Origin of the sequence: Streptomyces sp. NPDC052023, assembly GCF_044548465.1 — a bacterium.
Classification (GTDB): Bacteria; Actinomycetota; Actinomycetes; order Streptomycetales; family Streptomycetaceae; genus Streptomyces.
In genome coordinates this window covers 111,298-134,880 of sequence record NZ_JBIUBW010000004.1, presented here as the reverse complement: position 1 = coordinate 134,880, position 23,583 = coordinate 111,298, and the positions used below count along the sequence as shown (strand labels likewise).

The window sequence follows — 23,583 nt, the reverse complement described above, 5'->3', positions numbered from 1 at the left end:
CACCCCACGGCATTCCCCGGAGAACTATTCCCGACGGTTGTTCTTGGACGCGGGATCCTTCGCCGCCTTGTCCACCGCGGCCTGCGCCCGCTTCAGCCATTCCTTGGGCTGAATCCGTCGCGCCATCAGTTCGTTGGACGCGTTCTGGATCGCGGTGTCCATCTCGCTGTACCACTCGGTGTACAGGAATCGGAAGGTGTTCTCGCCCGCCGCCTTGGACGCCTTGACCGTGGACTGGGTACCGGGCCGCAGCTGCACGCTCGGGTCGACACCGTCCTGGAGGATGGTCAGCGAGTTCGCCTCCTTGGCGAAAAGCGTCGACCATTCCCGCGACAGCATCATCCGCATGAACTCCTTGGCGGCCGGCAGGTTCTTCGCCTTGGAGGGAATGATGAAGGGCTCACCGGAGCCGGCGCGAATCGCCTCGAACGGCATGACGCTGTCGGGCAGCAGCGGCATGGGCAGGAACTTCATGTCGAAGTCCGGCGGCGTCTGCTTCAGCTGCTCGTTCTCCAGCCAGGAGCCGCTGGTGATGAACGCGGCCTTGTACTGGTTCCACCGGGTCTGTGCCTCGGTGTGCTCCAGCCCGTTCGTGCCGGGCATCAGGTAGCCCTTTTCGACGACCTCGTAGACGGCCTCCACGGCGGCCTGCGCCGCGTCGGAGCCGACGAACGCCTTCGGATCGAGGTTGTCGATCGCCTTCATGGCGTCCAGGCCGCCCTTCTTGGCGATCAGGTCCATGATGGCGACGTTGATGTAGTACGGGTACTTGCCCTGGTGCGCGAGTCCGCCGATGCCCTGCGACTTGGCGTCCTTGCAGATGGCCAGGAAGTCGTCCCAGCTCTTCGGCTCCTCCCAGCCCTTCTCCTTGAAGAGCTTTCCTGAGTACCAAAGGCCCCAGACCGTGTAGATGTAGTTGAGGGCGACGACCTTTCCGCCCTGCAGACCCGGGTCCAGCGTGCCGGGAATTACGGTGTCCCGGACCTTCTTCGAGGAGTCGTCCACGCTCGGCGCGTCCAGCACCTCGGCGAGGTCGAGCAGCTGATCGTTCTTGTAGAGCACATCGATCTTGATCTTCTGGGCGCCGGAGTTGTCCACGATGTCCGGCGGGTTGCCCGCGTTGAAGCGGGGCTGGAGCTTGCCGGTGATCTCCTGGGTTCCGGTGTGCGTGGAGGTGACGCCCCATTTCTTCTGGAACGCGGCCTCCCACGCCTTGGCGTAGTCGTCGCCGTAACCGCCCTTGAAGATGACGACGTCGAGCTTGCTGCCCTCCTTGACGCCGAAGGGGTTGTCCTTCGACGTCTTGCCCTGGGTGTCGTCGGACGTTTCCTCACCCCCGCCGCCACTGGCACAGGCGGACAGGAAGCTCATCGCCGGTACGGAGACCAGGCCGAGCGCGGCGGAGCGTTTGATCAGTGCACGGCGGCCGACGCCATCGGCGCCGAGGTTCTCTGCGGATGGGGATCCCATGCTCAAGTCCTCGCCTTCTGAACAGGACTCAGGCGGTGAACCGGATCCTCCCCGGCACCGCGGTCGGGTCAAGCAGGGTCGTGCGGGAAGTGCGCATCATGTGAATCGCCGACAGGTATAGTCCACTTCCCGCCAGCGGAGCAAGATCGAATGCAAGGTTCGCCGTCGGTCTTTTCCGAGTTGAGACCTCGCGGAAATATGAGTCGCCTGTGGGCGCCTTGCCGGAAAAATCCGCGACATAGGTCTCGAACGACGCAGTCAACACCCTTGACAGCGTCGACCACTTGAGTCACTACTGGTCCTTGCGCACGGAATTTGACAACGTTGTCCACAGCGTGCAGGGAGTGGGTTGGCGGATGCGGCACAGAGGTCGGCACAGATGGAGTACGGCGGTCGTGACAACGGCCGCCTTTGTCATGGCCGTCGGTTCCCAGGGCGTGGCCGTCGCCCTGCCGGAAGCACCCGCGGCCGACCGGGAGTTCACGTCCTCGTTCGAAACCGGGGACCCGGCACCGGACTGGCTGAACACCGTCGACACCGCGCCGGACGGGAGCAAGCGGGCCGCGGGCGTGGACGGCGGCTACAGCAGCGGCATTCCGGGCAACGTCACCGACCACGTCACCGACGTGCGGGCGAACGGCGAGAACGCCGGGGCCGGCGAGGTGAAGGAGAGCCTGGTCGACACCGAGCCCACCACCAAGTGGCTGACGTTCACGCCCACGGGCTGGGTCGAGTTCGACCTGGACGCGCCGGTGAAGCTGGCGCGGTACGCCCTCACTTCGGCCAACGACCACGCGGAACGGGACCCGGCGGACTGGACCCTGAAGGGCTCCACCGACGGCAAGGACTGGAAGACCCTGGACACCCGCTCCGGTGAGACCTTCCCGGAGCGTTTCCGGACGAAGACGTACGACATAGCGGAAGCGGCCGCCGCCGAGTACCGGCACTACCGGCTGGACATCACCAAGAACAACGGCGGAACCATCCTCCAGCTGGCGGATGTGCAGTTCTCCACCGGCGGCAGCGAGGGACCGGTCCCGCAGGACATGCTGTCGCTGGTCGACCGCGGCCCGAGCGGCTCGCCCACGGCGAAGGCGGGCGCCGGCTTCACCGGCAAGCGGGCACTGCGGTACGCGGGACGGCACGTCGCGGACGGCCGCGCGTACTCGTACAACAAGATCTTCGACGTCGACGTGGCCGTGGGCCGGGACACCGCGCTCTCGTACCGGATCTTCCCGTCGATGGCGGACGGCGACCGGGACTACGCCGCCACGAACGTCTCCGTCGACCTCGCGTTCACCGACGGCACCCACCTGAGCGGCCTCGGGGCGCGGGACCAGCACGGCTTCGGCCTCAGCCCGCGCGGGCAGGGCGAGGCCAAGGTGCTCTACGTCAACCAGTGGAACAACGTCGTCTCGCGGATCGGCTCGGTGGCGGCCGGCAAGACCGTCGACCGGATCCTGGTGGCGTACGACTCCCCCGCCGGACCGGCGAAGTTCCGCGGCTGGGTGGACGACGTCTCGCTGGCCGTGAAGGCGCCCGAGAAGCCCAAGGCGCACGTGTCCGACTACGCGCTCACCACGCGCGGCACCAACTCCAGCGGCGGCTTCTCGCGCGGCAACAACTTCCCGGCGACCGCCGTGCCGCACGGCTTCAACTTCTGGACGCCGGTGACCAACGCGGGTTCGCTCAGCTGGCTGTACGACTACGCACGTGCGAACAACGCGGACAACCTGCCGACGATCCAGGCGTTCAGCGCCAGTCATGAACCGAGCCCCTGGATGGGCGACCGGCAGACCTTCCAGGTGATGCCGTCCGCCGCCACCGGCACCCCGGACATCGCCCGCACGGCGCGTGCGCTGCCCTTCCGGCACGAGAACGAGGTCGCGCGGCCGCACTACTACGGGGTGCGCTTCGAGAACGGTCTCAAGGCCGAGATGACCCCCACCGACCACGCGGCGATGCTCCGCTTCACCTACCCCGGCGACGACGCGAGCGTGCTCTTCGACAACGTGACCGACCAGGCGGGTCTGACCCTCGACAAGGCGACCGGGGTGGTGACCGGCTACTCGGACGTGAAGTCCGGCCTGTCGACCGGCGCGACCCGGCTCTTCGTCTACGGCACCTTCGACAAGCCGGTGCAGGAGGGCTCGTCGAGCGGGGTGAAAGGCTACCTGCGGTTCGACGCGGGCGCCGACCGGACGGTCACCCTGCGCCTGGCGACCTCGCTGATCAGCGTCGAGCAGGCCAAGGACAACCTGCGCCAGGAGATGCCGGAGGGCACCTCCTTCGAGTCCGTGAAGGCGAAGGCGCAGCGGCTGTGGGACCGGCTGCTGGGCAAGGTCGAGGTCGAGGGCGCGACGCCGGACCAGCTGACCACGCTGTACTCCAGCCTGTACCGGCTCTACCTGTACCCCAACTCCGGTTTCGAGAAGGTCGGTTCCACCTACAAGTACGCCTCGCCGTTCTCGCCCATGACGGGCCAGGACACCCCGACCCACACCGGGGCGAAGATCGTCGACGGCAAGGTCTACGTCAACAACGGCTTCTGGGACACCTACCGCACGACCTGGCCGGCGTACTCGCTGCTGACGCCCCGCCAGGCGGGTGAGATGGTCGACGGCTTCGTGCAGCAGTACAAGGACGGTGGCTGGACCTCACGCTGGTCCTCACCGGGGTACGCGGACCTGATGACCGGCACCTCCTCGGACGTCGCGTTCGCGGACGCGTACGTCAAGGGCGTCGGCTTCGACGCGAAGGCGGCGTACGACGCGGCGGTGAAGAACGCGACCGTGGTGCCACCGTCCTCGGGTGTGGGCCGCAAGGGCATGGCGACCTCGCCCTTCCTCGGCTGGACCAGTACCGACACGCACGAGGGCCTGTCGTGGGCGCTGGAGGGTTACCTCAACGACTACGGCATCTCCCGGATGGGCCGGACGCTGTACGAGAAGACCGGGGAGAAGCGCTACAAGGAGGAGTCGGAGTACTTCCTGAACCGCGCCCAGGAGTACGTGAACCTCTTCGACTCCGGGGCCGGCTTCTTCCAGGGCCGCGACGCGCAGGGCGAGTGGCGGGTCGAGTCGTCGAAGTACGACCCGCGCGTGTGGGGCCACGACTACACCGAGACCAACGGCTGGGGCTACGCCTTCACCGCCCCGCAGGACAGCCGCGGGCTCGCCAACCTCTACGGCGGCCGGAACGGGCTCGGCGAGAAGCTGGACGAGTACTTCGCGACGCCGGAGACGGCCTCGCCCGAGTTCGTCGGCTCCTACGGCGGTGTCATCCACGAGATGACCGAGGCCCGGGACGTCCGGATGGGCATGTACGGGCACTCCAACCAGGTCGCCCATCACGCGATCTACATGTACGACGCGGCCGGCCGGCCCTGGAAGGCACAGGAGAAGGTGCGCGAGGTGCTGTCCCGCCTCTACACCGGCAGCGAGATCGGCCAGGGCTACCACGGTGACGAGGACAACGGCGAGCAGTCGGCCTGGTTCCTCTTCTCCGCGCTCGGCTTCTACCCGCTGGTGATGGGCAGCGGCGACTACGCGGTCGGCTCACCGCTGTTCACCAAGGCGACCGTCCATCTGGAGAACGGCCGGGACCTGGTGGTCCGGGCGCCGAAGAACAGCGCGAAGAACATCTACGTGCAGGGCCTGAAGGTCAACGGCCGCAGCTGGACGTCGACCTCCCTTCCGCACTCGCTGCTGGCCAGGGGCGGGGTGCTGGAGTTCGACATGGGGCCGAAGCCGTCCAGGTGGGGCACGGGCAGGAACGCGGCGCCGGTCTCCATCACCCAGGACGACAAGGTACCGGCGCCTCGCAGGGACCTGACCACGGGCGAGGGCGCGCTCTTCGACAACACCTCGGCGACGAACGCGGGCGTGACGTCCGTGGAGCTGCCGGTGTCCGGGCGGGCGAAGGCCGTCCAGTACACGCTCACCTCCGCCGACCGGACGAAGGCACCGAGCGGGTGGAAGCTCCAGGGCACGGCGGACGGCACCAGGTGGCGGACGCTGGACGAGCGGGCGGGTGAGTCCTTCCGGTGGGACCGGCAGACCCGGGCGTTCTCCGTGCCGCGGGCCGGGGACTACGCCGGGTACCGCCTGGTCCTCACGTCAGGTGAGGCGACGCTCTCGGAGGTCGAGCTGCTCGGCCGGTAGGGCCACCGGGGGCCGGTGCGGCGTCTCCCGCGCGATTCTTCGCGGGAGACGCCGCTTGCCCTGTGCGGCCCCCGCCGGGCGACCGCCGTAGGATCGCTGTGGGCGGGCCCTCCCGGCGCCGGAGGAACGCCTGCCCGGGGGGCACGACGGTCGAACAGCGGAGGCATCGGCACATGGACCAGGGACAGCCCCCCGGCGAGGACTCTCTGAAGGCGGCCGCGGAGGAGTTCGAGCAACTGCGTCCCCGGCTGTTCGGCATCGCGTACCGCATCCTGGGCAGCGTGTCCGAGGCCGAGGACGTGGTCCAGGACGTGTGGATGCGGTGGCAGGACGTCGACCGGAGCACGGTGCTGGAGCCCGCCGCGTTCCTGGCGAAGATCACCACTCGGCTGGCGATCAACGTGGCTCAGTCGGCACGGGTCCGCCGTGAGGCCTACGTGGGCCCGTGGCTGCCGGAGCCCGTGGACACCAGCATGGATCCCCAGGTCGGCGCGGAGCGCGGCGAGGCGCTGGAGCTGGCCGTACTGCTGGTCCTGGAGAAGCTGAACCCCGTGGAGCGGGCTGCCTACGTGCTGCGGGAGGCGTTCGGCTACGCCTACGACGAGATCGCGAACATGCTGCGGCTGACGCAGGCCAACACGCGGCAGATCGTCAGCCGGGCCCGTAAACGCCTGTCCGCCGAACGCCGGGAACCCGTCGACACGGCGCAGCACCGGCGGCTGCTCGACGCGTTCGTCGCGGCCGCGCGCAACGGTGACGTGGCCGCGCTGGAGCACGTGCTGTCGGCCGACGCGGTGGCCTACGCGGACGGCAACGGCATGCGCGGCGTCGCCCGGGTCAAGATCGTGGGGACCGAGCGGGTGGCCATGATCTGCGGGTCCGCCAAGAAGTTCTTCCCCCGCGCGGAGTACAGCGTGGTCGAGGCCAACGGCATGCCCGGCGCGCTGCTGACCCAGGACGGGGCCCCCGTCGCCCTGGTGAGCGTCACCGTGGGGCCGGACGGCATCGACGGGGTCTACTGGGTCCTGGCGCCCGAGAAGCTGCGGGCGTACCAGCAGTCGGCCCAGCGGCTCACCGGCCACCCGTAGCGGATCCCCGGGCACGACGAGGGCCGCACCCCCGTGCCCGGGGATGCGGCCCGATCGCCGTGACCCGACCCCTTACTTGCGGATCAGGCTGCGCAGCACGTACTGCATGATGCCGCCGTTGCGGTAGTAGTCGGCCTCACCGGGGGTGTCGATGCGGACGACCGCGTCGAACTCGACGCCCGTGTCGGTGGTGACCTTCACCGTGCGCGGCGTGGTGCCGTCGTTCAGCTCGGTGACGCCGGTGAAGGAGAAGGTCTCCTCGCCGGTCAGGCCGAGGGAGGCCGCGGACTGCCCCTCCGGGAACTGCAGCGGCAGGACACCCATGCCGATGAGGTTGGAGCGGTGGATGCGCTCGTACGACTCGGCGATGACGGCCTTGACGCCGAGGAGCGCGGTGCCCTTGGCCGCCCAGTCGCGGGACGAGCCGGAGCCGTACTCCTTGCCCGCGAGCACGACGAGCGGGATGCCCTGCTCGATGTAGTTGCGGGAGGCGTCGTAGATGAAGGAGACCGGGCCGCCGTCCTGCGTGAAGTCGCGGGTGTAGCCGCCCTCGGTGCCCGGCGCGATCTGGTTGCGCAGGCGGATGTTGGCGAACGTACCGCGGATCATGACCTCGTGGTTGCCGCGGCGGGAGCCGTAGCTGTTGAAGTCGCGGCGCTCGACGCCGTGCTCCGTGAGGTACTGGCCGGCCGGGGTGTCGGCCTTGATGGCACCGGCCGGGGAGATGTGGTCGGTGGTGACCGAGTCGCCCAGCTTGGCGAGCACCCGGGCGCCGGCGATGTCCTGGACCGGGTCCGGCTCCATCCGCATGCCCTCGAAGTACGGGGGCTTGCGGACGTAGGTGGACTCGGCGTCCCACTCGAAGGTGTTGCCGGTCGGGATCGGCAGCGCCTGCCACTGGGCGTCGCCCGCGAAGACGTCGCTGTAGGACTTGGAGAACATGTCCTCGCCGATGGCGCCCGCGACGACGTCGTTGACCTCGGCCTCGGTCGGCCAGATGTCCTGGAGGTAGACCGGCTTGCCGTCCTGGTCGGTGCCCAGGGCGTCCTTGGTGACGTCCACCTTCATGGAGCCGGCCAGCGCGTAGGCGACGACCAGCGGCGGGGACGCCAGGTAGTTCATCTTGACGTCGGGGTTGATACGGCCCTCGAAGTTCCGGTTGCCGGAGAGGACCGAGGTGACGGCGAGGTCGTGGTCGTTGACGGCCTGGGAGACCTCCTCCGGCAGCGGGCCGGAGTTGCCGATGCAGGTGGTGCAGCCGTAGCCGACGAGGTTGAAGCCGACCTTGTCGAGGTAGGGGGTCAGGCCCGCCTTCTCGAAGTAGTCGGTGACGACCTTGGAGCCCGGGGCGAGGGTGGTCTTGACCCACGGCTTGCGGGTCAGGCCCTTCTCGACCGCCTTCTTGGCCACCAGGGCGGCGGCGACCATGACGTACGGGTTGGAGGTGTTGGTGCAGGAGGTGATGGCCGCGACCGTCACCGCACCGTGGTCGATCTCGTACGAGGTGCCGTCGGGGGCGGTCACGGTGACCGGGTTGGACGGGGCTCCGTTCGGGGCGACGGCCGGGGCGTCGGAGGCCGGGAAGGACTCCTGGCCCGCCTCGTCCACGGCGTCGACGTAGTTGCGGACGTCCTGCTTGAACTGCTCGGCGGCGTTCGCGAGGACGATGCGGTCCTGCGGGCGCTTGGGGCCGGCGATGGACGGGACGACCGTGGAGAGGTCGAGCTCCAGCTTCTCGGAGAAGTCCGGCTCGGCGGCCGGGTCCAGCCACAGGCCCTGCTCCTTGGCGTACGCCTCGACCAGCGCGACCTGCTGGTCGGAGCGGCCGGTCAGGCGCAGGTAGTTCAGCGTCTCGTCGTCGATCGGGAAGATGGCGGCGGTCGAGCCGAACTCCGGCGACATGTTGCCGATGGTGGCGCGGTTGGCGAGGCTCGTGGCCGCCACACCCTCGCCGTAGAACTCGACGAACTTGCCGACGACGCCGTGCTTGCGCAGCATCTCGGTGATGGTGAGCACCAGGTCGGTGGCGGTGGTGCCCGGCTTGAGCTCACCGGTGAGCTTGAAGCCGACGACGCGCGGGATGAGCATGGAGACCGGCTGGCCGAGCATCGCGGCCTCGGCCTCGATGCCGCCGACGCCCCAGCCGAGGACCCCGAGGCCGTTGACCATGGTGGTGTGCGAGTCGGTGCCGACCAGGGTGTCGGGGTAGGCCTTGCCGTCGCGGACCATGACGACGCGGGCCAGGTGCTCGATGTTCACCTGGTGCACGATGCCGGTGCCGGGCGGGACGACCTTGAACTCGTCGAAGGCGGTCTGGCCCCAGCGCAGGAACTGGTAGCGCTCCTTGTTGCGGCCGTACTCCAGGTCGACGTTCACCTTGAAGGCGTCGTTGGTGCCGAACTTGTCGGCGATGACGGAGTGGTCGATGACCAGCTCGGCCGGGGCCAGCGGGTTGATCTTCGCCGGGTCGCCGCCGAGCTCCTTGACGGCCTCGCGCATGGTGGCGAGGTCGACGACACAGGGGACACCGGTGAAGTCCTGCATGATCACGCGGGCAGGCGTGAACTGGATCTCCTGGGACGGCTGGGCCTGCGAGTCCCAGGTGCCGAGGGCGCGGATGTGGTCGGCGGTGATGTTCGCGCCGTCCTCGGTGCGGAGCAGGTTCTCCAGCAGGACCTTAAGGCTGTAGGGGAGCCGGGCCGAGCCCTCCACCTTGTCCAGGCGGAAGATCTCGTACGACTCGTCGCCCACCTGCAGCGTGCTGCGGGCGTCGAAGCTGTTCGCCGACACGACAGTCTCCTTCATTCATGTGCGCGTACCACCGCATCCTGCCGCCACGCCGTCTTGGCCAATCCGCTGAGGTAAGGCTAAGTTAGGTAACCCTTACTGGGGTGGGCAGCCGCGGTGCGCCTAGGCAGATATCTCGATGTCGAGATAACTCTAGTACATGGGGGCGGGACGGTCATGCCCGGACCCGGTGTGATCTCCTTCGCCCCGCCCGTTCCGGGACTCCGCTTTCTTTCGGTCATCAGTGCGCCGAGCCGGGGTAACCGAAGGTGAGCCGGGAAGGCCGGCGAGCACTGAATGGAGGCGCAGATGCCACTCACGTTCCGTAAGAGCTTCCAGATCCTGCCCGGGGTGCGGCTGAACATCAACCGGCGCTCCTGGTCCATCACCACGGGCGGCAAGAACGGCCCGCGTCACACTCACAGCAGCACCGGACGTCGTACGACATCGATGGATCTGCCCGGACCTTTCGGATGGCGCAGGACCCGTTCGGCGCGGCGGCGTTGACGGTTCGTCACCCTGTTGGACCCCCCAGAAGGCGCCATCTCATATCTGAGATAGCCTCAACCTCATGGCAGACGACTACCTCGTACGCATCGGCAAGCTCATCCGTGACGCCCGGCAGCACCGGGGCTGGACGCAGTCGCAGCTTGCCGAGGCGCTCGGCACCAGCCAGAGCGCCGTCAATCGCATCGAGCGCGGCAATCAGAACATCAGCCTTGAGATGATCGCCCGAATCGGTGAGGCTCTCGACAGTGAGATCGTCTCTCTGGGCTATGCCGGCCCGATGCACCTGAGGGTGGTCGGCGGCCGCCGGCTCTCCGGGGCCATCGACGTGAAGACGAGCAAGAACGCGTGCGTGGCGCTGCTGTGCGCCTCGCTGCTCAACAAGGGGCGCACGGTGCTGCGTCGGGTCGCCCGCATCGAGGAGGTGTACCGCCTCCTGGAGGTGCTCGGGTCCATCGGCGTCCGCACCCGCTGGATCAACGACGGCGTCGATCTGGAGATCGTGCCGCCGGCCGATCTGGACCTGGGCTCCATCGACGCCGAGGCGGCCCGCCGCACCCGCTCCATCATCATGTTCCTCGGCCCGCTGCTGCACCGCATGGACCACTTCAAGCTGCCCTACGCCGGCGGCTGCGACCTCGGCACGCGGACCATCGAGCCGCACATGATCGCGCTGCGCCGGTTCGGTCTGGACATCACCGCCACGGAGGGCCAGTACCACGCCGTGGTCGACGGGTCCGTGCGGCCGGACCGCCCCATCGTCCTGACCGAGCGCGGCGACACGGTGACGGAGAACGCGCTGCTCGCCGCCGCCCGCCACGACGGCGTGACGGTCATCCGCAACGCCTCCTCCAACTACATGGTCCAGGACCTCTGCTTCTTCCTGGAGGCGCTCGGCGTCAAGGTCGAGGGCATCGGCACCACCACGCTCACCGTGCACGGCATGCCGACCATCGACGCCGACGTGGACTACTCCCCCTCCGAGGACCCGGTCGAGGCGATGAGCCTGGTCGCCGCCGCCGTGGTCACCGAGTCGGAGCTGACGGTGCGCCGGGTGCCGATCGAGTTCCTGGAGATCGAGCTGGCGGTCCTGGAGGAGATGGGCCTCGACCACGACCGCACCCCCGAGTACGTCGCCGACAACGGCCGTACCCGGCTGGTGGACCTCACCGTGCGGCCCTCCAAGCTGGAGGCGCCGATCGACAAGATCCACCCCATGCCGTTCCCCGGCCTGAACATCGACAACGTCCCGTTCTTCGCGGCGATCGCGGCGGTCGCACAGGGCAAGACGCTCATCCACGACTGGGTGTACGACAACCGGGCCATCTACCTCACGGACCTGAACCGCCTCGGCGGCAGGCTCCAGCTCCTGGACCCCCACCGCGTCCTGGTGGAGGGCCCGACCCGCTGGCGCGCCGCCGAGATGATGTGCCCGCCTGCCCTGCGCCCCGCCGTGGTCGTCCTGCTGGCGATGATGGCGGCCGACGGCACGTCCGTGCTGCGCAACGTGTATGTCATCAACCGGGGTTACGAGGATCTGGCCGAGCGGCTGAACTCGATCGGGGCGCAGATCGAGATCTTCCGGGACATCTGAAAGCACTGAGGAGGCGCCGTCACGCCCTGGTAGCCCGCAGAAACGTGCGGTGAGACGGGGGGTGGCGGCGCCTCTGGACTGCTCCGCGGCTTACGGCCGGGCTTCCGGCCGCCACGCAGAGCGTTCATCGCGTCGATGGCTCGGTACTCGTCCGGTCCTGCGCCCGCCGCGCTCGCAGAAGGCGCCTCAGCGGGCACCCGCGTCAAGGTCTGTGAGCAGGTCGTCCAACACCGTTTCCTCCTCGACCCGGACACCGCATTCGGCGAGCGCGACGGCCAGGGCGGGGTCCCAGGGCGTTGCGGCGGGCGGGCCCGTCAGGTCGGGGGCCTCGGCCACTGCGGGCACTGCCGCTCGGTAGTCGACGGCCGTGTAGCGCCACGGCTGCCAAGGCACGCTTCGCGCCAGTGCTGCGGCGATGCGCACACCGCCCCAGTCGAAGTCGCCGTGGTAGAGAAGGCGGGCTCCCCGAGCGGACAGATCGCGCAGCAAGGTGAGCGCGGCGGCCGACGGTTGCCCCTGGAGGCACACCACGGGCGGGCACACGGGGCCGAGGGTGTCGGCGGCCGCGGACAGCACGGCCGGGTTCTCACAAATGTGAACGGTCCCCGCCGCGGGAACGGAGACAACCGGTGCGAGACCGGTGAGGGAGCGGAGCGTCAGCACCGCCGGCTCCCCCGCGTCGGCCATCCAGTCCAGGGGTGGAGTACCGCGCATGTTGAGGGTGAGGACGGTCGAGGACAGGTCGTCCTTGAGCAAGCCCGCCGAGGCCCACGCCTCCCGCCGCCACTGCGCACCGGAGCCGTCGGGGAAGCCGGTGAGGCAACGGATGCCGGACAGGACGAGAGTGGCGAGCGGCGTCCCCTCGTCCAGCGCATGGGCGCCCGAGAGGTTCCGCGCCGCGAACGTCGCCCGCGAAGTCGGAGGTGACGCCGGCAGCGCACGCAACGCGCGCACGGCGGCCTCCACCAGGGGGCCCGCGACCTCCGGCGTACGGGCGAGGCGCCGTACGAGACCGTCACGGCGGATTCGCTCGGCCCAGTGGGCCAGCTCCGCGTCGAGGATGCCCAGCGGGGCGTACGCCTCCTCCCAGGCCCGTTCCTCCCTGTTCCGTGTCTCGGCCTGGAGTACGACCGGGCCGGTGAGGGAGACGACGGCCACCGCCAGTCCGCCGGGGCTGACACCGGAGCGACGCAGGATCTCATCCACGGTGTCGAGGCGAATGCCGAGGGAGCCACTGGAGCGTGGCGCCCGTCCCAGCAGGCTTTCGGCAGCGCGCCGTTGAGGTTCGTCGGGGTCGGACAAGGTAACAGAGCCCGTCAACGGCCGGCCGCGTGCCATGCGCCGCCGCACGCGGTCCACGAACCAGGTGAGGCCGGGATCGCCGAGCAGGCGTCCGAGGCGCTCGGTGTCGACGTCGGTCCGGGCCTGTGCCGGTGCAGGCCCCCTCGGCGCCTCGTCCGCGGTCGCGTCCGGCGGTAGCCTGCGTGCGGGCGCCGCCCGGCCTCCGTCGCGGTCAGGCGGGGTTGCCGCCTGGTTCACGTCCACAGGGCCCCCTGTCCGCCGGCACCGTCGACCACGGCGGTCCGCCCTGGCTCACGGGAGGGACTCACAGACCCGTCGGGCCACTCGCCGGACCCTCCGGCTCCGGCAGCCACCGCAAAAGTGCCCGCCCGGGCACCGGGCTCCGTACCGCGCCGCCGTTCGCTGCCGTCCCATTCCCACCGCGTCACCAGTACGGCGTCGATGTCGTCGACGCGGGAGAGCTGGGCGATGGCGATGCCCGGCACCTGGGGGTAGCAGGCCCATTCGCGTTCGCTGGTCATGACGACGTCGAGGTCGAAGGCGCGGAGCAGACCGAGGCACTTGGCGCGCGAGTCGTCGTCGACGCCGGCGAACGCCTCGTCCAGGGTGACCAGGCGTGGGGCGTGCGCGCCGCCCGCGCTCGCGTAGTGCGAGGACGCGGCGGCGAACAGGGGCACGGAGGCGGCCAGTACCCGCTCCCCGCCCGAGGCGGGTCCGGTGGCCGGGACCCACTTGCCGTGCTGGTGGCGTTCGACGCCGAACTCGTGCCAGGACCGGTAGTCGAGGGCGGCGGTGAGGTCCTCCAGCCAGCTGCCGGCGCTGTCGTCGGCCTGCCGGTGGGCGATCTGCTCCTGGAGGAACGCGCCTACCGCGACCCGGTCCTCGGGCGACCAAGCGTCAGCGGACTGACGCAGCCGTTCCCGGGCCTGGGCCAGTCCCTGCGGGGCCCGGCGGGACGCTCTCCACACCAGCCGCAGCTTCATGCCCGTGGAGGTCGGGCGCTCCTCCAGCTCCCTGTTCATGGCAGCCACCTGCCGTTCGGCCGCCCCGATCAGTTCCTGGAGCGTCCCGGCGACCTCGGTGATCAGATGGGTCTGGAGGATCTCGCGCTCGCGTGCGGACAGGATGCGGGTCAGTTCCGCGACCTCCACGGCCAGTGCCTCGGCCAGTTCGGGCACGGCCCGTTCCCGGCCCTGGTAGACGATGTCGACCCGCATGCCGTCCTCGCTCGGGCGGGCGGTGGCGGTGTGGCCGTGCCGCGACAGCGCGTCCTGGAGCCTGCCGAACTCCTCGCTCAGCCGCTTCTGCACGCGCTCCCAGGCCGCATCGGTGTCATCGATCGAGGAGAGCCGGGACTCCACGGCCCGCGCGAGAGCGACGGCGGGGGTCGCCGCCCACGTCGCTCCGCCGTCGTCCGGTACGTCGATATCGGGCAGCGCGACGGCGAGCAGCCCCGTCGCGGCGAACCGCTGGAGTGCCGCAACGGCTTCCTCACGCGCGGCGGTCGCCTCGGTGACGTCCTCGGCGAGCCGTTCGATGCGTCCTTCGGCGCGGCTGACCCGCCGGTCGGCGTCACCGTGCTCCGCCCGGGCCTGCCGCTGCTCCTGCTCGCAGACCCGGGCCGCCTCAGCCGTCTCCTCCAGTCGCCTCTGCAGCTCGGCGACGGCCGCTCCGACGGTGGAGCGCAGCGTCGTGAGGTGTTCGTCCGCCGCCGCGGCCGCCCGGGCCGCCTCCGTGGCGCGCTCCGCGAGTTCGGACACGAGGAGTTCGGCCCGGCCGGTCTCCTCCCGCTCACCGGTCACCGCGCGCTCGGCCTCCGCGCGTTCGCGCAGTGCGGGCCACAGGGCCGCCAGGAGGGCGGTGTGGTCGGCGAGCGCCTGGCGCACGGCGCCCAGTGCCGTGTGGTCGGCGGGGAGGTTCAGGGCCGCCGCGGTGCCGGCGAGTTCGGCCGCCGCACGATCGGCCCGCTCCGCCGCCGGAGCCAGCTCCGCAGCCCGCTCGTCCCGCCGGGCGCGGGCGCGACGGACCGCTTCGGCCGCGGCGGTGACGCGTGCGTGGGCGTGCCGCAGGTCGTCGTCGCCGGGCAGTGCGGCGAGTTCGGTGTCCAGCGCGGCACGGCGTCCGGCCACGGCGCGTGACTCCTCGGCCAGTCGTTCCCGCTCCGCCGTCAGGTCGTCGATCTCGGCGCGCAGTTCCCCGATGCGCACGCGGCGTGCCTGCTCCCGTGCCCCTTCCCCCACGTACTGGGCGCTGTCCTTGGCCCAGCTTCCGGTGAGCGCCCCGACGCGGAAGCGCCCGTCCGCGCAGACCCAGGTGTCGTGGCCGCCGGCCTCCCAGGAGGCCCCGCCTGCCCCGTCGCCGTCGCCCGCGGCCAGCCCGATCGAGGCGAGCAGACGCGCGACCGTCTCCTCTCCCACGGCGGCGGCCCCCGCGTCCACGGGATCGACCGCCGGGCACAGCGCGCGGTCGAGGCCGGCCCCGCCCAGCAGCCCGACCGGGTCCAGCATGACGTCATGGCCGTCCGCCGCGACCGCGGAGCCGTCCGGCCGCACCCAGGCGTCGAGCAGCCCCGACGCCTCCAGCGCGGCTTCCAGTCCCGCGCGGTCGGTCTCGGTGACGTGCGGTCGGAAGTCGACGAGGCGCCACAGCGGAGCGCCGGTGCCCCGGTCCCGTACGCCGGGTGTGCGCGTCGAGGGAGCCGCGGGGCCGCGCTCCCCACCCGTTTCGAGGGCGGTCATTTCCGCCATCGCCTGCCGCAGCCGCTCCGCCGTCGCCGCCTCGCGGTGGGTCAGTCCGGCCGCCCGGTCGGCCAGGCGGGAGGCGGCGGCGCGATGCGCCTCGCTCGCCGCGGTACGGGCCGGCAGCGGGCCGTCCAGAGAGCCCACCCAGTCCTGTACGGCGTCCAGGACCGCAGGCAGCCCGGACACCCGCAGCTCGACGCACCCGGAAAGACACTCCCGCACGGCTGTGACCAGGGCCCGCCCTGCCAGGGCGACCTCCTCCTCCGCCTCGGTCAGCCGCTCCTCCCCGTGCACGACCTCCTCGTCGGCCTCGTCGGCGCGCAGCCGAGCGGCACGGTGCCGCTCCTCGGCCTGCTCGGCCCGCGTGACGAGCTCCGCCACGTGCTCCACGGCGCGCCGCCTGCTCGCGGTCGCCTCGTCCGCCTCCCGGCGCAGCACCGCGTCGGGGGCTCCCTCCGTCCTGGGGAGGTCGAGCCGGGCGGCCGCGGCGCTCTCGGCCACCCGGTCCCGGATCCCGTCCAGTGCCTCCCGGGCGGCCGTGAGCCGGCCCTCCGCGGTGGCGAGCCGGCCCAGGGCCCGGGTGTGCGCCTCGGCCGCCGTACGCCGGTCCGTCTCGGCCCGCTTCAGCTCCGCGGCCGTGCGGGAGGCGTCGTCCGCCGCCCGGTCGAGCGCGCGGGCGTCGCGCATCTCGGGCCGGGACCGCAGCGCGACGTTCTGAGCGGCCAGTCGCGCGGCCCGCTCGTCGAGGGCGATGCCCCTCGACGCGGCCTCCTCGCGTTCCGCTGAGGCCCGGTCTCGGTCGGCCTGTGCCCTGGCGAGCTCCCGTTGCAGGTTCTCGTACCGGGCGTGTTCGCGGCGGGGCAGGCGGGCGCGGCGCCGGGAGGCGAGGCGGGCGTAGCGGCGGTAGTGGTCGAGGAACGCCGAGGACGCCTGTTCGGCCTCGCGGGCCGCCCGCAGTTCCTCCTTCTCCTCGTCCAGCGACCGGAACGCCTCCGCCGCGTCGGCGACGACCGCCTGGTCCATCGGCGGCAGCGCCTCGGTCAGTGCCCGGGACAGGGCCGCCTCGCTGGGGCGCTTGGACAGCTGGGGCTGGCGCAGCTGGATCAGGAGGTCGACGAGGGCACCGTAGCGCCGCTCCCCCAGTCCGAACAGGGCTTCGTCGACCGCCCTGCGGTAGGCCTTCGCCGTGTCGTACACCATGCCGTGGCCGCCGACGGCCTCGGCGAGCCGGTCCCGGGAGAGTGCCGTCCCGGTCGCGTCCAGCAGGTCGAGGCCGGCGCCGATCCGCTGGCCGGTGACCGCGAACCAGTGGCGGGCGATGCCGCGTCCGGCGACCGCCTTCAGTCCGCACAGCAGCGTGCGGAAGTGCGCCTCTCCCGAGCTGTCGTCGAGGCGTCCGAACTCGATCCAGGTGTAGCCGAGCCGTTCGGGATGGGGGTGCGCGCCGCCCAGGAGGAGGTTCCACTCCATGCGCTTGCCCGGGTCGCCGTCGGGTTCGACGCGGCGGGCGGAGAGGTCACCGTCCAGGAGGAACGGCAAGGTGAGGGCGAGCACCTTCGACTTGCCGGTGCCGTTGTTGCCGCGCAGCAGCAGCCGGCCGTCGCGGAACCAGAACTCCTCGACGTCGTAGTGGAAGAGGTCGACGAGTCCGATGCGCAGGGGCCGCCACCGGCCGGGCGCGGGAGCGGGAAGCGCGGGTCCGGAGTACTCGGGGCCGGGGAGCGCGGTCACGGGGCGGTTCACCTTTCGTCCTGCACGGGCGGCGCGGGTTGCACAGGTTGCCCGGGTTGCTCGGTCGTGGCGGGCCGGCGGGCCCGTCCGGGTTCCCTGACCACGGGCTCGCCGACCGCGTATCGCGCGAGGGCGGGCCGCGGTACGACGCCTTGTTCGGTGCGCTCGGCGAGTCCCAGCGCCACCAGCTTGGTCAGCGCCTGCTCGACGAGTTCGGGCTCCGCTCCCGGTTCCCGCGCCGACTTGGACCAGAACCCGCTGTGCTCCACGGTCAGTTCACGTAGGCGAGCCGCCAGTTCCGCCGGTCCGACGGGCCCGCCCGCCCGGGCCAGGTGCTCCGCCAGCAGCAGGGTGATGTGACCGTGAGTTCCCTGTTCCGGCATGCGTACGTCCGTGAGGTCGTCCAGCGGGTCGACCATGGCGATGCCCTCGGCCCTGATCTCCGGGACGAGTCCCGTCAGTTCGTTGATGCGGGCAGTGATGAAGCCGCGCTGCCGGGTGAGGTAGGCCAGTTCGTCGTCGGTCAGGTCGTCGTAGTACAGCACCGGGTCGTCCAGGAGGATGCGGGTCAGCTTCCAGCGGACCGCCCGGAACCTGAGCTCCTCGCTGTCGAGCGCGGTCCAGGCGGTCATCTCCACCAGGCGCTCCGCGAAGCCCTCGGCCTCGACCATGGAGGGACCCCGCAAGGACGCGGGCATCCCGGCCAGCACACGCCGCCGCACGTCGTACAGCACGTCGCCCGATCCGCTGACGTAGGCGTCCTCGTCGCCGGCCACCCGCCGCAGCACCCCGAGTCGCAGCAGCAGACGGACGACGGCCGCGAGGTCGAGGCGCTCGTCGCGCCGCTCCAGAGTGAATGTGATCCCCGCGGCGACGAGTTCGGGATCGGCGGCGGCCAGGACGACCTGCTCGGCGAGGCGTCCGAGCGCCACCTGCGACTCGCCCCGTTCCAGCGCGGCCAGGGCCAGGCAGAGCAGGACGTAGCGGCGGCGGGTGAAGGGCAGGGCGCTGCGGGCGGCCTCGCGCGCCGGGTGCGTGGCGTCGGTGAGGGTCCCCGGCGTCTTGCGCAGCCGTGCGGCATCGGCGTCCGTGCGTAGCGTCCAGCCGACGTTGCGTTCGAACCACGCCCGCAGCTCGGCGGTGTGCCGGCGCACCAGCCGGAACTCGTCGGCGTACGGCCCTTCGGCGGTGAGCAGCGGCTCCTTCAAGAGGGCGCGTGCGGCCTTCTGGAGGTCGGCCTGCCGCTGACCGTCCAGGACTTCGGCCAGGGGGCCGCTCATCGGTCCTCCGTGAGCTGGGGGGCGGTGTCCCGTCGGGGGGCGGGGAGGGGAACGGGTGCCGATGGCGGTGCGGCGGCGCGGTCGCCCTGCCCCACTGTGAGGTCGACGATGTCGATCAGGTGGTCGGGGCCGCTGAACACGCCGTCGGAGGTGTGCACTTCGGCCGTGGATCCGTCGTCGAGGGCGGTCAGCCGGATCTCCATCGAACCGTCCCCGCTGGTGGCGACTGTGGTGATGGTGCCCGGCCGCCAGGTGGCGAGCGCGTCGCCGAGCAGCCGCAGGAACAACTGGAAGGCGTGCGGGTCGAGTCCGCCGAGCCGGGACAGCCGCACCGGACCGTCCGTCACGAGACGGTCCCGTGCCCGTCTGGTCTCCTCCGTCTGCCGTGCGGCGATCTCGGCGAGCCGGCGCTTGGCCTCGCCCCGGTCGGCCACCCGGCGCGGCCTGCCGCGCCGTTCGTAGCTTCCGGTGCGGCGCAACTGGGGGCTGATCCTGAGCGATCGCGCCTCACTCCAGGGGGTGGCGGCCGACTCCGGTGAGGCCGTCCGCTCGGCGAGGCTGTCGGCATCGACGGTGAGGTGCCGGGAGGAGTACAGCCCGAACGCCACGCGCCACAGCCGGTGCCGCGCCTCGTCGTCCGGGGCCTGGGCGAACCAGCGCGCCAGGGTGCGGAAGTCGGCCGAGCGATCCGAGCGTCCGGCCCGCCGCTCGTTGAGCTGCCGTACGACGGCCAGGAGCTGCGGGATCGAGCCGAGGGCCCGCCCGCGCAGCAGTCTGGCCTGCGACTCCCGTCCCTCCCCCGACACGAACCACTCGGCGAGCCCGGACCACCGCGCGGCCCACCGCTCGTACGCCACCGCCTCCGCCCGCCCGGCGTCCTCGGGAGCGGCGTCGGCGGCCTCGCGGGCGGCGGCGAGCCGCAGCAGCGGACCGACCCGCTCCTGCTCCTCCAGCTCCCCGATCAGCAGCGCGATCCGCCCGCCGAGGGTGATGAGGTCCTGAATGAAGCGCTCCAGGTACTGGATCAGCCGGTCCTTGTAGGCCAGGAACGCCTCGACCTCGATGTCGTGCAGGTCGATGGTGCGCTGGAGCGAGCCCATGAAGGCGCGGGCGTTGTCGGCGAGGTCGGTGAACCGCGCCGTCAGCACGGACAGGGCGACGTACGTCTTGGCCGGGTCGGGCTCGTCCTCCGCGGCGATCACCAGGAGCGCCCGCAGTTGCGTGACGATGTCGTGCAGCGCGACCGCCTGGAGTTCGCCCCGCCGCCCCAGCACCTCGTCGTACGTCCCCAGTGCCGCCTCGGCCGCCTCACCGGCCCGGGTGAGCTGGTAGATGAACCGACGTCGGTAGAAGTCCTCGACCGCCGTCACCCGCGCGTGGTCCGGGTCGGCCCGCAGATTGCCCCACTCCACGAGCTTGTCCAGCGCCTGCGTCACCGCTTCGAGGCCGGCGGGCCTGTCCCCCGCGTCCAGGACGGCGTACACGTCCTCCGGCCGCAGATGCACCGCGAACCTCTCCTTGGCGGCGAGGAACGCCCGCATGACCTGGCGGTAGAGAGGGGCGTTGGGGGCGGTGAGGTGGGCGAACGGGGTGTAGTCGACGGATTCGGCAGTCTGGGAGATCTCGGAGGTCATCGTCGGCCCATTGTTCCGGACCGGTGCCCGCGGCTGTACGGGATGTCTGATTTTGCTGCCCCACTGGGCACCACTCCGCAGCACGGCGCCATCAGGCTCCGGGCCGGCCGTCACCACCGCCGTCCGGGACGTACCCGCTGTCGGCGGCCACGACTAGGATTCACCGGGTCCGCGACGTGGTGGAAACGGTGCGCTAGGCCGGAAGACCAGGAACGGACGCCCACTGAAGTCGGAGTGCAAGAGGCGGGGACGGCACACGGGAAGGCCGGTGGACCACGGTCACCGAGGGACGGCGCCGCGCCCAAAGCCCGCACAACAGGCAGTACTTGGCGGGAGGGCGGTCATGACGGCCGTCCTTCCGGATCGTGCGGGTCGGCGGAGAGAGCCGTCGCGTGGGGGGTGGTGCCCGGTTGGGGCCCGGCACCGTCCACCTGGCCCGTCTCGTGCGTGGCCTCACCGCGGGTGGCGATGAGAGACCAGGCGATCGAGACAGTGATGGTGACGACGATGACGCCGAGGGTGAGGGGGATGGGCAGCTTGCCGACGGGGGTCTCGGACAGGATGAGCTTGACGCCGGCGAAGGCAAGCAGGACCGCGAGCCCGTAGTGCAGGTACGGGAAGCGGCGCAGGAGTCCGGCCAGGCAGAAGTACAGGCTGCGAAGGCCGAGCACGGCGAAGGCGTTGGCGGTCCACACGATGAAGGTGTTGGTGGTGATCGCCAGGACGGCGGCGACGGAGTCGATGGCGAAGACGAGGTCGGTGGCCTCGATGGCGACCAGGACCACGAACAGCAGGGTGGCGATGCGCTTGCCGTGTACGCGGATGAAGAACTTGCCGCCGTGGAAGCGCGGGTCGGTGGGGACGAGTTTCCTCACGAGGCGGACGACGGGGTTGCGATCGGGGTGGACCTCCTCGTCCTTGGAGACGGCCATCTTGTAGCCGGTCCAGATCAGGAACGCGCCGAACAGGTAGGCGGTCCAGAAGAAGACCTGGAGCAGTTCGGCGCCGATGAAGATGAACACCAGCCGGAAGGCCAGGGCGCCGATGACACCCCAGAAGAGGACTTTGTGCTGGTAGGCGTCAGGGACGGCGAAGAAGGAGAAGACCAGCGCGAACACGAAGACGTTGTCGATCGACAGGGCCTTTTCGATCAGGTAGCCGGCGTAGTAGGTCGAGGAGGCCTCACCTCCCTGCCACGCCAGAAGGATGAGGCCGAAGCCGAGGCCGATGGCAATCCAGATGCTGCTCCACACCGCGGCCTCGCGGAAGCCGATCACGTGATTGTCGCGGTGGGCGATCAGGTCGGCAGCGAGCATGACGCCGATGCCGACGGTGACCGCGGCCCACACCCACAGCGGGACGGCGAACGACAGTTCATTCATGGTGGATCGGCTTCCTTGGGCTGGGGGAGGACAAAGACGGGGAAGGCAGGGATGGTGCCCCGGGCCTGGCGGTTTGCGGAGGGCTGCCGGGCCCGGGCGCTGGTTCACATGCCGGCTCGTGCAGGTGCTCACCTCCCCGGTTCAGGCGGTCCGCCGCACGGCGGTGCAGCGGCGAGTGGTGGCGGGCGGCCGGCGCGAGCACCCCGCCCGCAACGCGGCCGCGGCTGTCCGCCACTGTCGGCCGGGGCGCGGTCGGCGACAGGGATGCAGCCGGCCCCCGCGGCACGCCGGCGCGTTGCGCGGAGCTGTCAGCCGGACCGCAGCGTCCACCACGGCCAGGTCGTCGGGACGGGTGGTCACCAGCGCGGACCGGTCGCGGCAGGGACAGCGGCAGCACAGGAGATCCGGTGTCCGCGGGGCTCGGCACGGTCGGGGCGGCGGCCTGCGGGGACATGGGGACCCCCCTTCAGCGGGGTCGAAGCGGGCCTGGGGGGTGACTTCAGCGTCACCTGACCTCCTGATTCCCGTCGCTGGTTACGCGAAAACTTTTTCGTCAATAACTTTTCGCGAAATACTGGTCATGCGAAGTCGGCTTCGTATGATGAGGGCCATGAGCCAGCCCTCCAGCCCGCGCGGCGGCCAGTGGACCTTCCTGACCAACCACGCCCGGGTCCTGATCGCCCTGGCCCGCGACCCCGAAGCCCGCGGGCGCGACGTCGCCGACGCCATCGGCATCACCGAACGCGCCGTCCAGCTGATCGTCGCCGACCTCGAAGCGGCCGGGTACCTCACCCGCGAACGCCTCGGACGGCGCAACCGCTACACCATCGACCCCACCGTCGCCCTGCGCCATCCCAGCGAGGCCGACCACCCCGTCGGCGACCTCCTGGCCACCTTCCTGCACCGCGAGGACACCCCCGCCGCCGACCCCGAACGCGCTTCCCCGTAACCCGGCCCGGCGGACGTGGCGGCGCCCGGGTGCGCGGCAGCCGGTCCCGGCCGCTCCCCTGCGGATCGGCCCGGGCTCATCCTTCTGCCTGAGCCTCAGCGGCCGCGGCGGGGCACGGCCGGCGGCGCCCATGGCGCCGGCGAGGCTGCGTGGACGAACGGGCCGCCACGGATGGCCGCGGCCTCCATCACCGTGCAGGCATCCAGGCCCGCCGGCCCGCTGCGCGAGACCACCAGCAGTGAGCAGCCGTGCGAGACCGACGTGTCCAGCAGGGCCTTCGCGGCGTGCAGCCGCCCGCCTCCGCGAACAGCGGGGCGGTGAAAGACCGCCGCCTGGTGGGCGACCCCCGCGCCGGCCAGGCGCGGCATGGCCCGACCCAGCACCGCACGGGCTGCGGCCGAGTCGGGGCACACGCTCTTGACCCTCGGCAGCGGCGGAGGCATGACCGCGATCAGCAGCAGCGGTGCGCCGCGCGCGGCGGCGAGCCGGACGGCCACGTCGACGACGGCGGTGTCATCGAGGCGGTCGGCCAGCACCGCGCCCACCGGGAACCTCGGACGGGCGACCGAGGGAGCGGCGTCGGAGGCGGGTGAAGAGTTCCGGCGGGTGGTGCTCATGGCGGTCGCGCTTTCCGGGAGAGGCGGAAGGGTCACTTCCAGCGTCCCCACCGGCCGGGAAATACGTCAACTCTTACGTGAAAAATTTTTCGCGTATCTTCTATCGCATGTTCGCACGAGTGATACGAGCAGGGCTGCCTTCCTCGACCACGGCGGGGCCCCTGGAGGCCACCGCGCGCGTCTTCGTGTGACCGATACGCCACCCACCCCACCCGGATCGGTCGTGCCGCCCGGCCCGGCGCGTGCCCGCCACGCCGGGGTTCCACCAGGCACCTCACTCTTCCGGGTGTACCAGCGTCAGAACTCTCTCCCTCCGTCATGGAGAAAACCTGTCATGA

Annotated in this window: 13 protein-coding genes; 5 read left to right on the top strand and 8 right to left on the bottom strand. The window is 70.9% G+C overall.

Features of this window, described 5'->3' with window-relative positions:
* Positions 1-24 precede the first annotated feature (24 nt).
* Positions 25-1,470, bottom strand: a complete 1,446-nt coding sequence (ngcE, locus tag ACIHCM_RS11005; protein ID WP_399892523.1) for an N-acetylglucosamine/diacetylchitobiose ABC transporter substrate-binding protein — start codon at positions 1,468-1,470, stop codon at positions 25-27.
* 356 nt (positions 1,471-1,826) lie between these two features.
* On the opposite strand from ngcE, the gene ACIHCM_RS11000 reads away from it, so the two are divergent.
* Both ACIHCM_RS11000 and ACIHCM_RS10995 read left to right on the top strand, forming a co-directional pair.
* Complete coding sequence (locus ACIHCM_RS11000) at positions 1,827-5,633, top strand: GH92 family glycosyl hydrolase (protein ID WP_399892520.1); 3,807 nt, start codon at positions 1,827-1,829, stop codon at positions 5,631-5,633.
* A gap of 173 nt (positions 5,634-5,806) precedes the next feature.
* Positions 5,807-6,721 carry an RNA polymerase sigma-70 factor gene (locus ACIHCM_RS10995; RefSeq protein WP_399892517.1) on the top strand — a complete coding sequence of 305 codons (915 nt, stop codon included), beginning with the start codon at positions 5,807-5,809 and terminating at the stop codon, positions 6,719-6,721.
* Positions 6,722-6,793: 72 nt separating this feature from the next.
* Here ACIHCM_RS10995 and acnA read toward each other — a convergent pair whose 3' ends face one another.
* Positions 6,794-9,511, bottom strand: coding sequence for an aconitate hydratase AcnA (acnA, locus tag ACIHCM_RS10990; RefSeq protein ID WP_399892514.1), 2,718 nt, complete (start codon positions 9,509-9,511; stop codon positions 6,794-6,796).
* 306 nt (positions 9,512-9,817) lie between these two features.
* On the opposite strand from acnA, the gene ACIHCM_RS10985 reads away from it, so the two are divergent.
* Complete coding sequence (locus ACIHCM_RS10985) at positions 9,818-10,015, top strand: DUF4236 domain-containing protein (RefSeq protein ID WP_399892511.1); 198 nt, start codon at positions 9,818-9,820, stop codon at positions 10,013-10,015.
* A gap of 64 nt (positions 10,016-10,079) precedes the next feature.
* Entirely contained in the window at positions 10,080-11,609 is a 1,530-nt protein-coding gene (locus tag ACIHCM_RS10980; RefSeq protein WP_399892508.1) for a helix-turn-helix domain-containing protein, read from the top strand.
* Between the two features lie 186 nt (positions 11,610-11,795).
* On the opposite strand, the gene ACIHCM_RS10975 is transcribed toward ACIHCM_RS10980, so the two are convergent.
* The 5 genes from ACIHCM_RS10975 to ACIHCM_RS10955 all read right to left on the bottom strand — a co-directional run bounded on the left by ACIHCM_RS10975 (position 11,796) and on the right by ACIHCM_RS10955 (position 21,679).
* On the bottom strand, positions 11,796-12,968 hold the full coding sequence (locus ACIHCM_RS10975; RefSeq protein ID WP_399893375.1) for a TIGR02679 family protein: 1,173 nt from the start codon (positions 12,966-12,968) through the stop codon (positions 11,796-11,798).
* A gap of 176 nt (positions 12,969-13,144) precedes the next feature.
* Complete coding sequence (locus tag ACIHCM_RS10970) at positions 13,145-17,383, bottom strand: TIGR02680 family protein (RefSeq protein ID WP_399892505.1); 4,239 nt, start codon at positions 17,381-17,383, stop codon at positions 13,145-13,147.
* A gap of 8 nt (positions 17,384-17,391) precedes the next feature.
* Positions 17,392-18,663, bottom strand: a complete 1,272-nt coding sequence (locus tag ACIHCM_RS10965; RefSeq protein WP_399892501.1) for a TIGR02678 family protein — start codon at positions 18,661-18,663, stop codon at positions 17,392-17,394.
* Positions 18,660-20,297, bottom strand: coding sequence for a TIGR02677 family protein (locus ACIHCM_RS10960; RefSeq protein ID WP_399892498.1), 1,638 nt, complete (start codon positions 20,295-20,297; stop codon positions 18,660-18,662). The genes ACIHCM_RS10965 and ACIHCM_RS10960 overlap by 4 nt, the downstream gene beginning before the upstream one ends.
* A 341-nt stretch (positions 20,298-20,638) precedes the next feature.
* On the bottom strand, positions 20,639-21,679 hold the full coding sequence (locus ACIHCM_RS10955; RefSeq protein ID WP_399892495.1) for a TerC family protein: 1,041 nt from the start codon (positions 21,677-21,679) through the stop codon (positions 20,639-20,641).
* Positions 21,680-22,289: 610 nt separating this feature from the next.
* Here ACIHCM_RS10955 and ACIHCM_RS10950 point away from each other — a divergent pair.
* On the top strand, positions 22,290-22,628 hold the full coding sequence (locus ACIHCM_RS10950) for a helix-turn-helix transcriptional regulator (RefSeq protein WP_399892492.1): 339 nt from the start codon (positions 22,290-22,292) through the stop codon (positions 22,626-22,628).
* Positions 22,629-22,723: 95 nt separating this feature from the next.
* Here the strand turns inward: ACIHCM_RS10950 and ACIHCM_RS10945 are convergent, their stop codons facing one another.
* On the bottom strand, positions 22,724-23,245 hold the full coding sequence (locus tag ACIHCM_RS10945) for a universal stress protein (protein WP_399892489.1): 522 nt from the start codon (positions 23,243-23,245) through the stop codon (positions 22,724-22,726).
* Positions 23,246-23,583: the final 338 nt, after the last annotated feature.

Coding starts and splice junctions, on each gene's coding strand:
- ACIHCM_RS10985 (WP_399892511.1), top strand. CDS start 9,818: ATGCCACTCACGTTCCGTAAGAGCTTCCAGATCCTGCCCGGGGTGCGG.
- ACIHCM_RS10980 (WP_399892508.1), top strand. CDS start 10,080: ATGGCAGACGACTACCTCGTACGCATCGGCAAGCTCATCCGTGACGCC.
- ngcE (WP_399892523.1), bottom strand. CDS start 1,470: ATGGGATCCCCATCCGCAGAGAACCTCGGCGCCGATGGCGTCGGCCGC.
- ACIHCM_RS11000 (WP_399892520.1), top strand. CDS start 1,827: ATGCGGCACAGAGGTCGGCACAGATGGAGTACGGCGGTCGTGACAACG.
- ACIHCM_RS10960 (WP_399892498.1), bottom strand. CDS start 20,297: ATGACCTCCGAGATCTCCCAGACTGCCGAATCCGTCGACTACACCCCG.
- ACIHCM_RS10955 (WP_399892495.1), bottom strand. CDS start 21,679: ATGAATGAACTGTCGTTCGCCGTCCCGCTGTGGGTGTGGGCCGCGGTC.
- ACIHCM_RS10945 (WP_399892489.1), bottom strand. CDS start 23,245: ATGAGCACCACCCGCCGGAACTCTTCACCCGCCTCCGACGCCGCTCCC.
- ACIHCM_RS10965 (WP_399892501.1), bottom strand. CDS start 18,663: ATGAGCGGCCCCCTGGCCGAAGTCCTGGACGGTCAGCGGCAGGCCGAC.
- ACIHCM_RS10995 (WP_399892517.1), top strand. CDS start 5,807: ATGGACCAGGGACAGCCCCCCGGCGAGGACTCTCTGAAGGCGGCCGCG.
- ACIHCM_RS10950 (WP_399892492.1), top strand. CDS start 22,290: ATGAGCCAGCCCTCCAGCCCGCGCGGCGGCCAGTGGACCTTCCTGACC.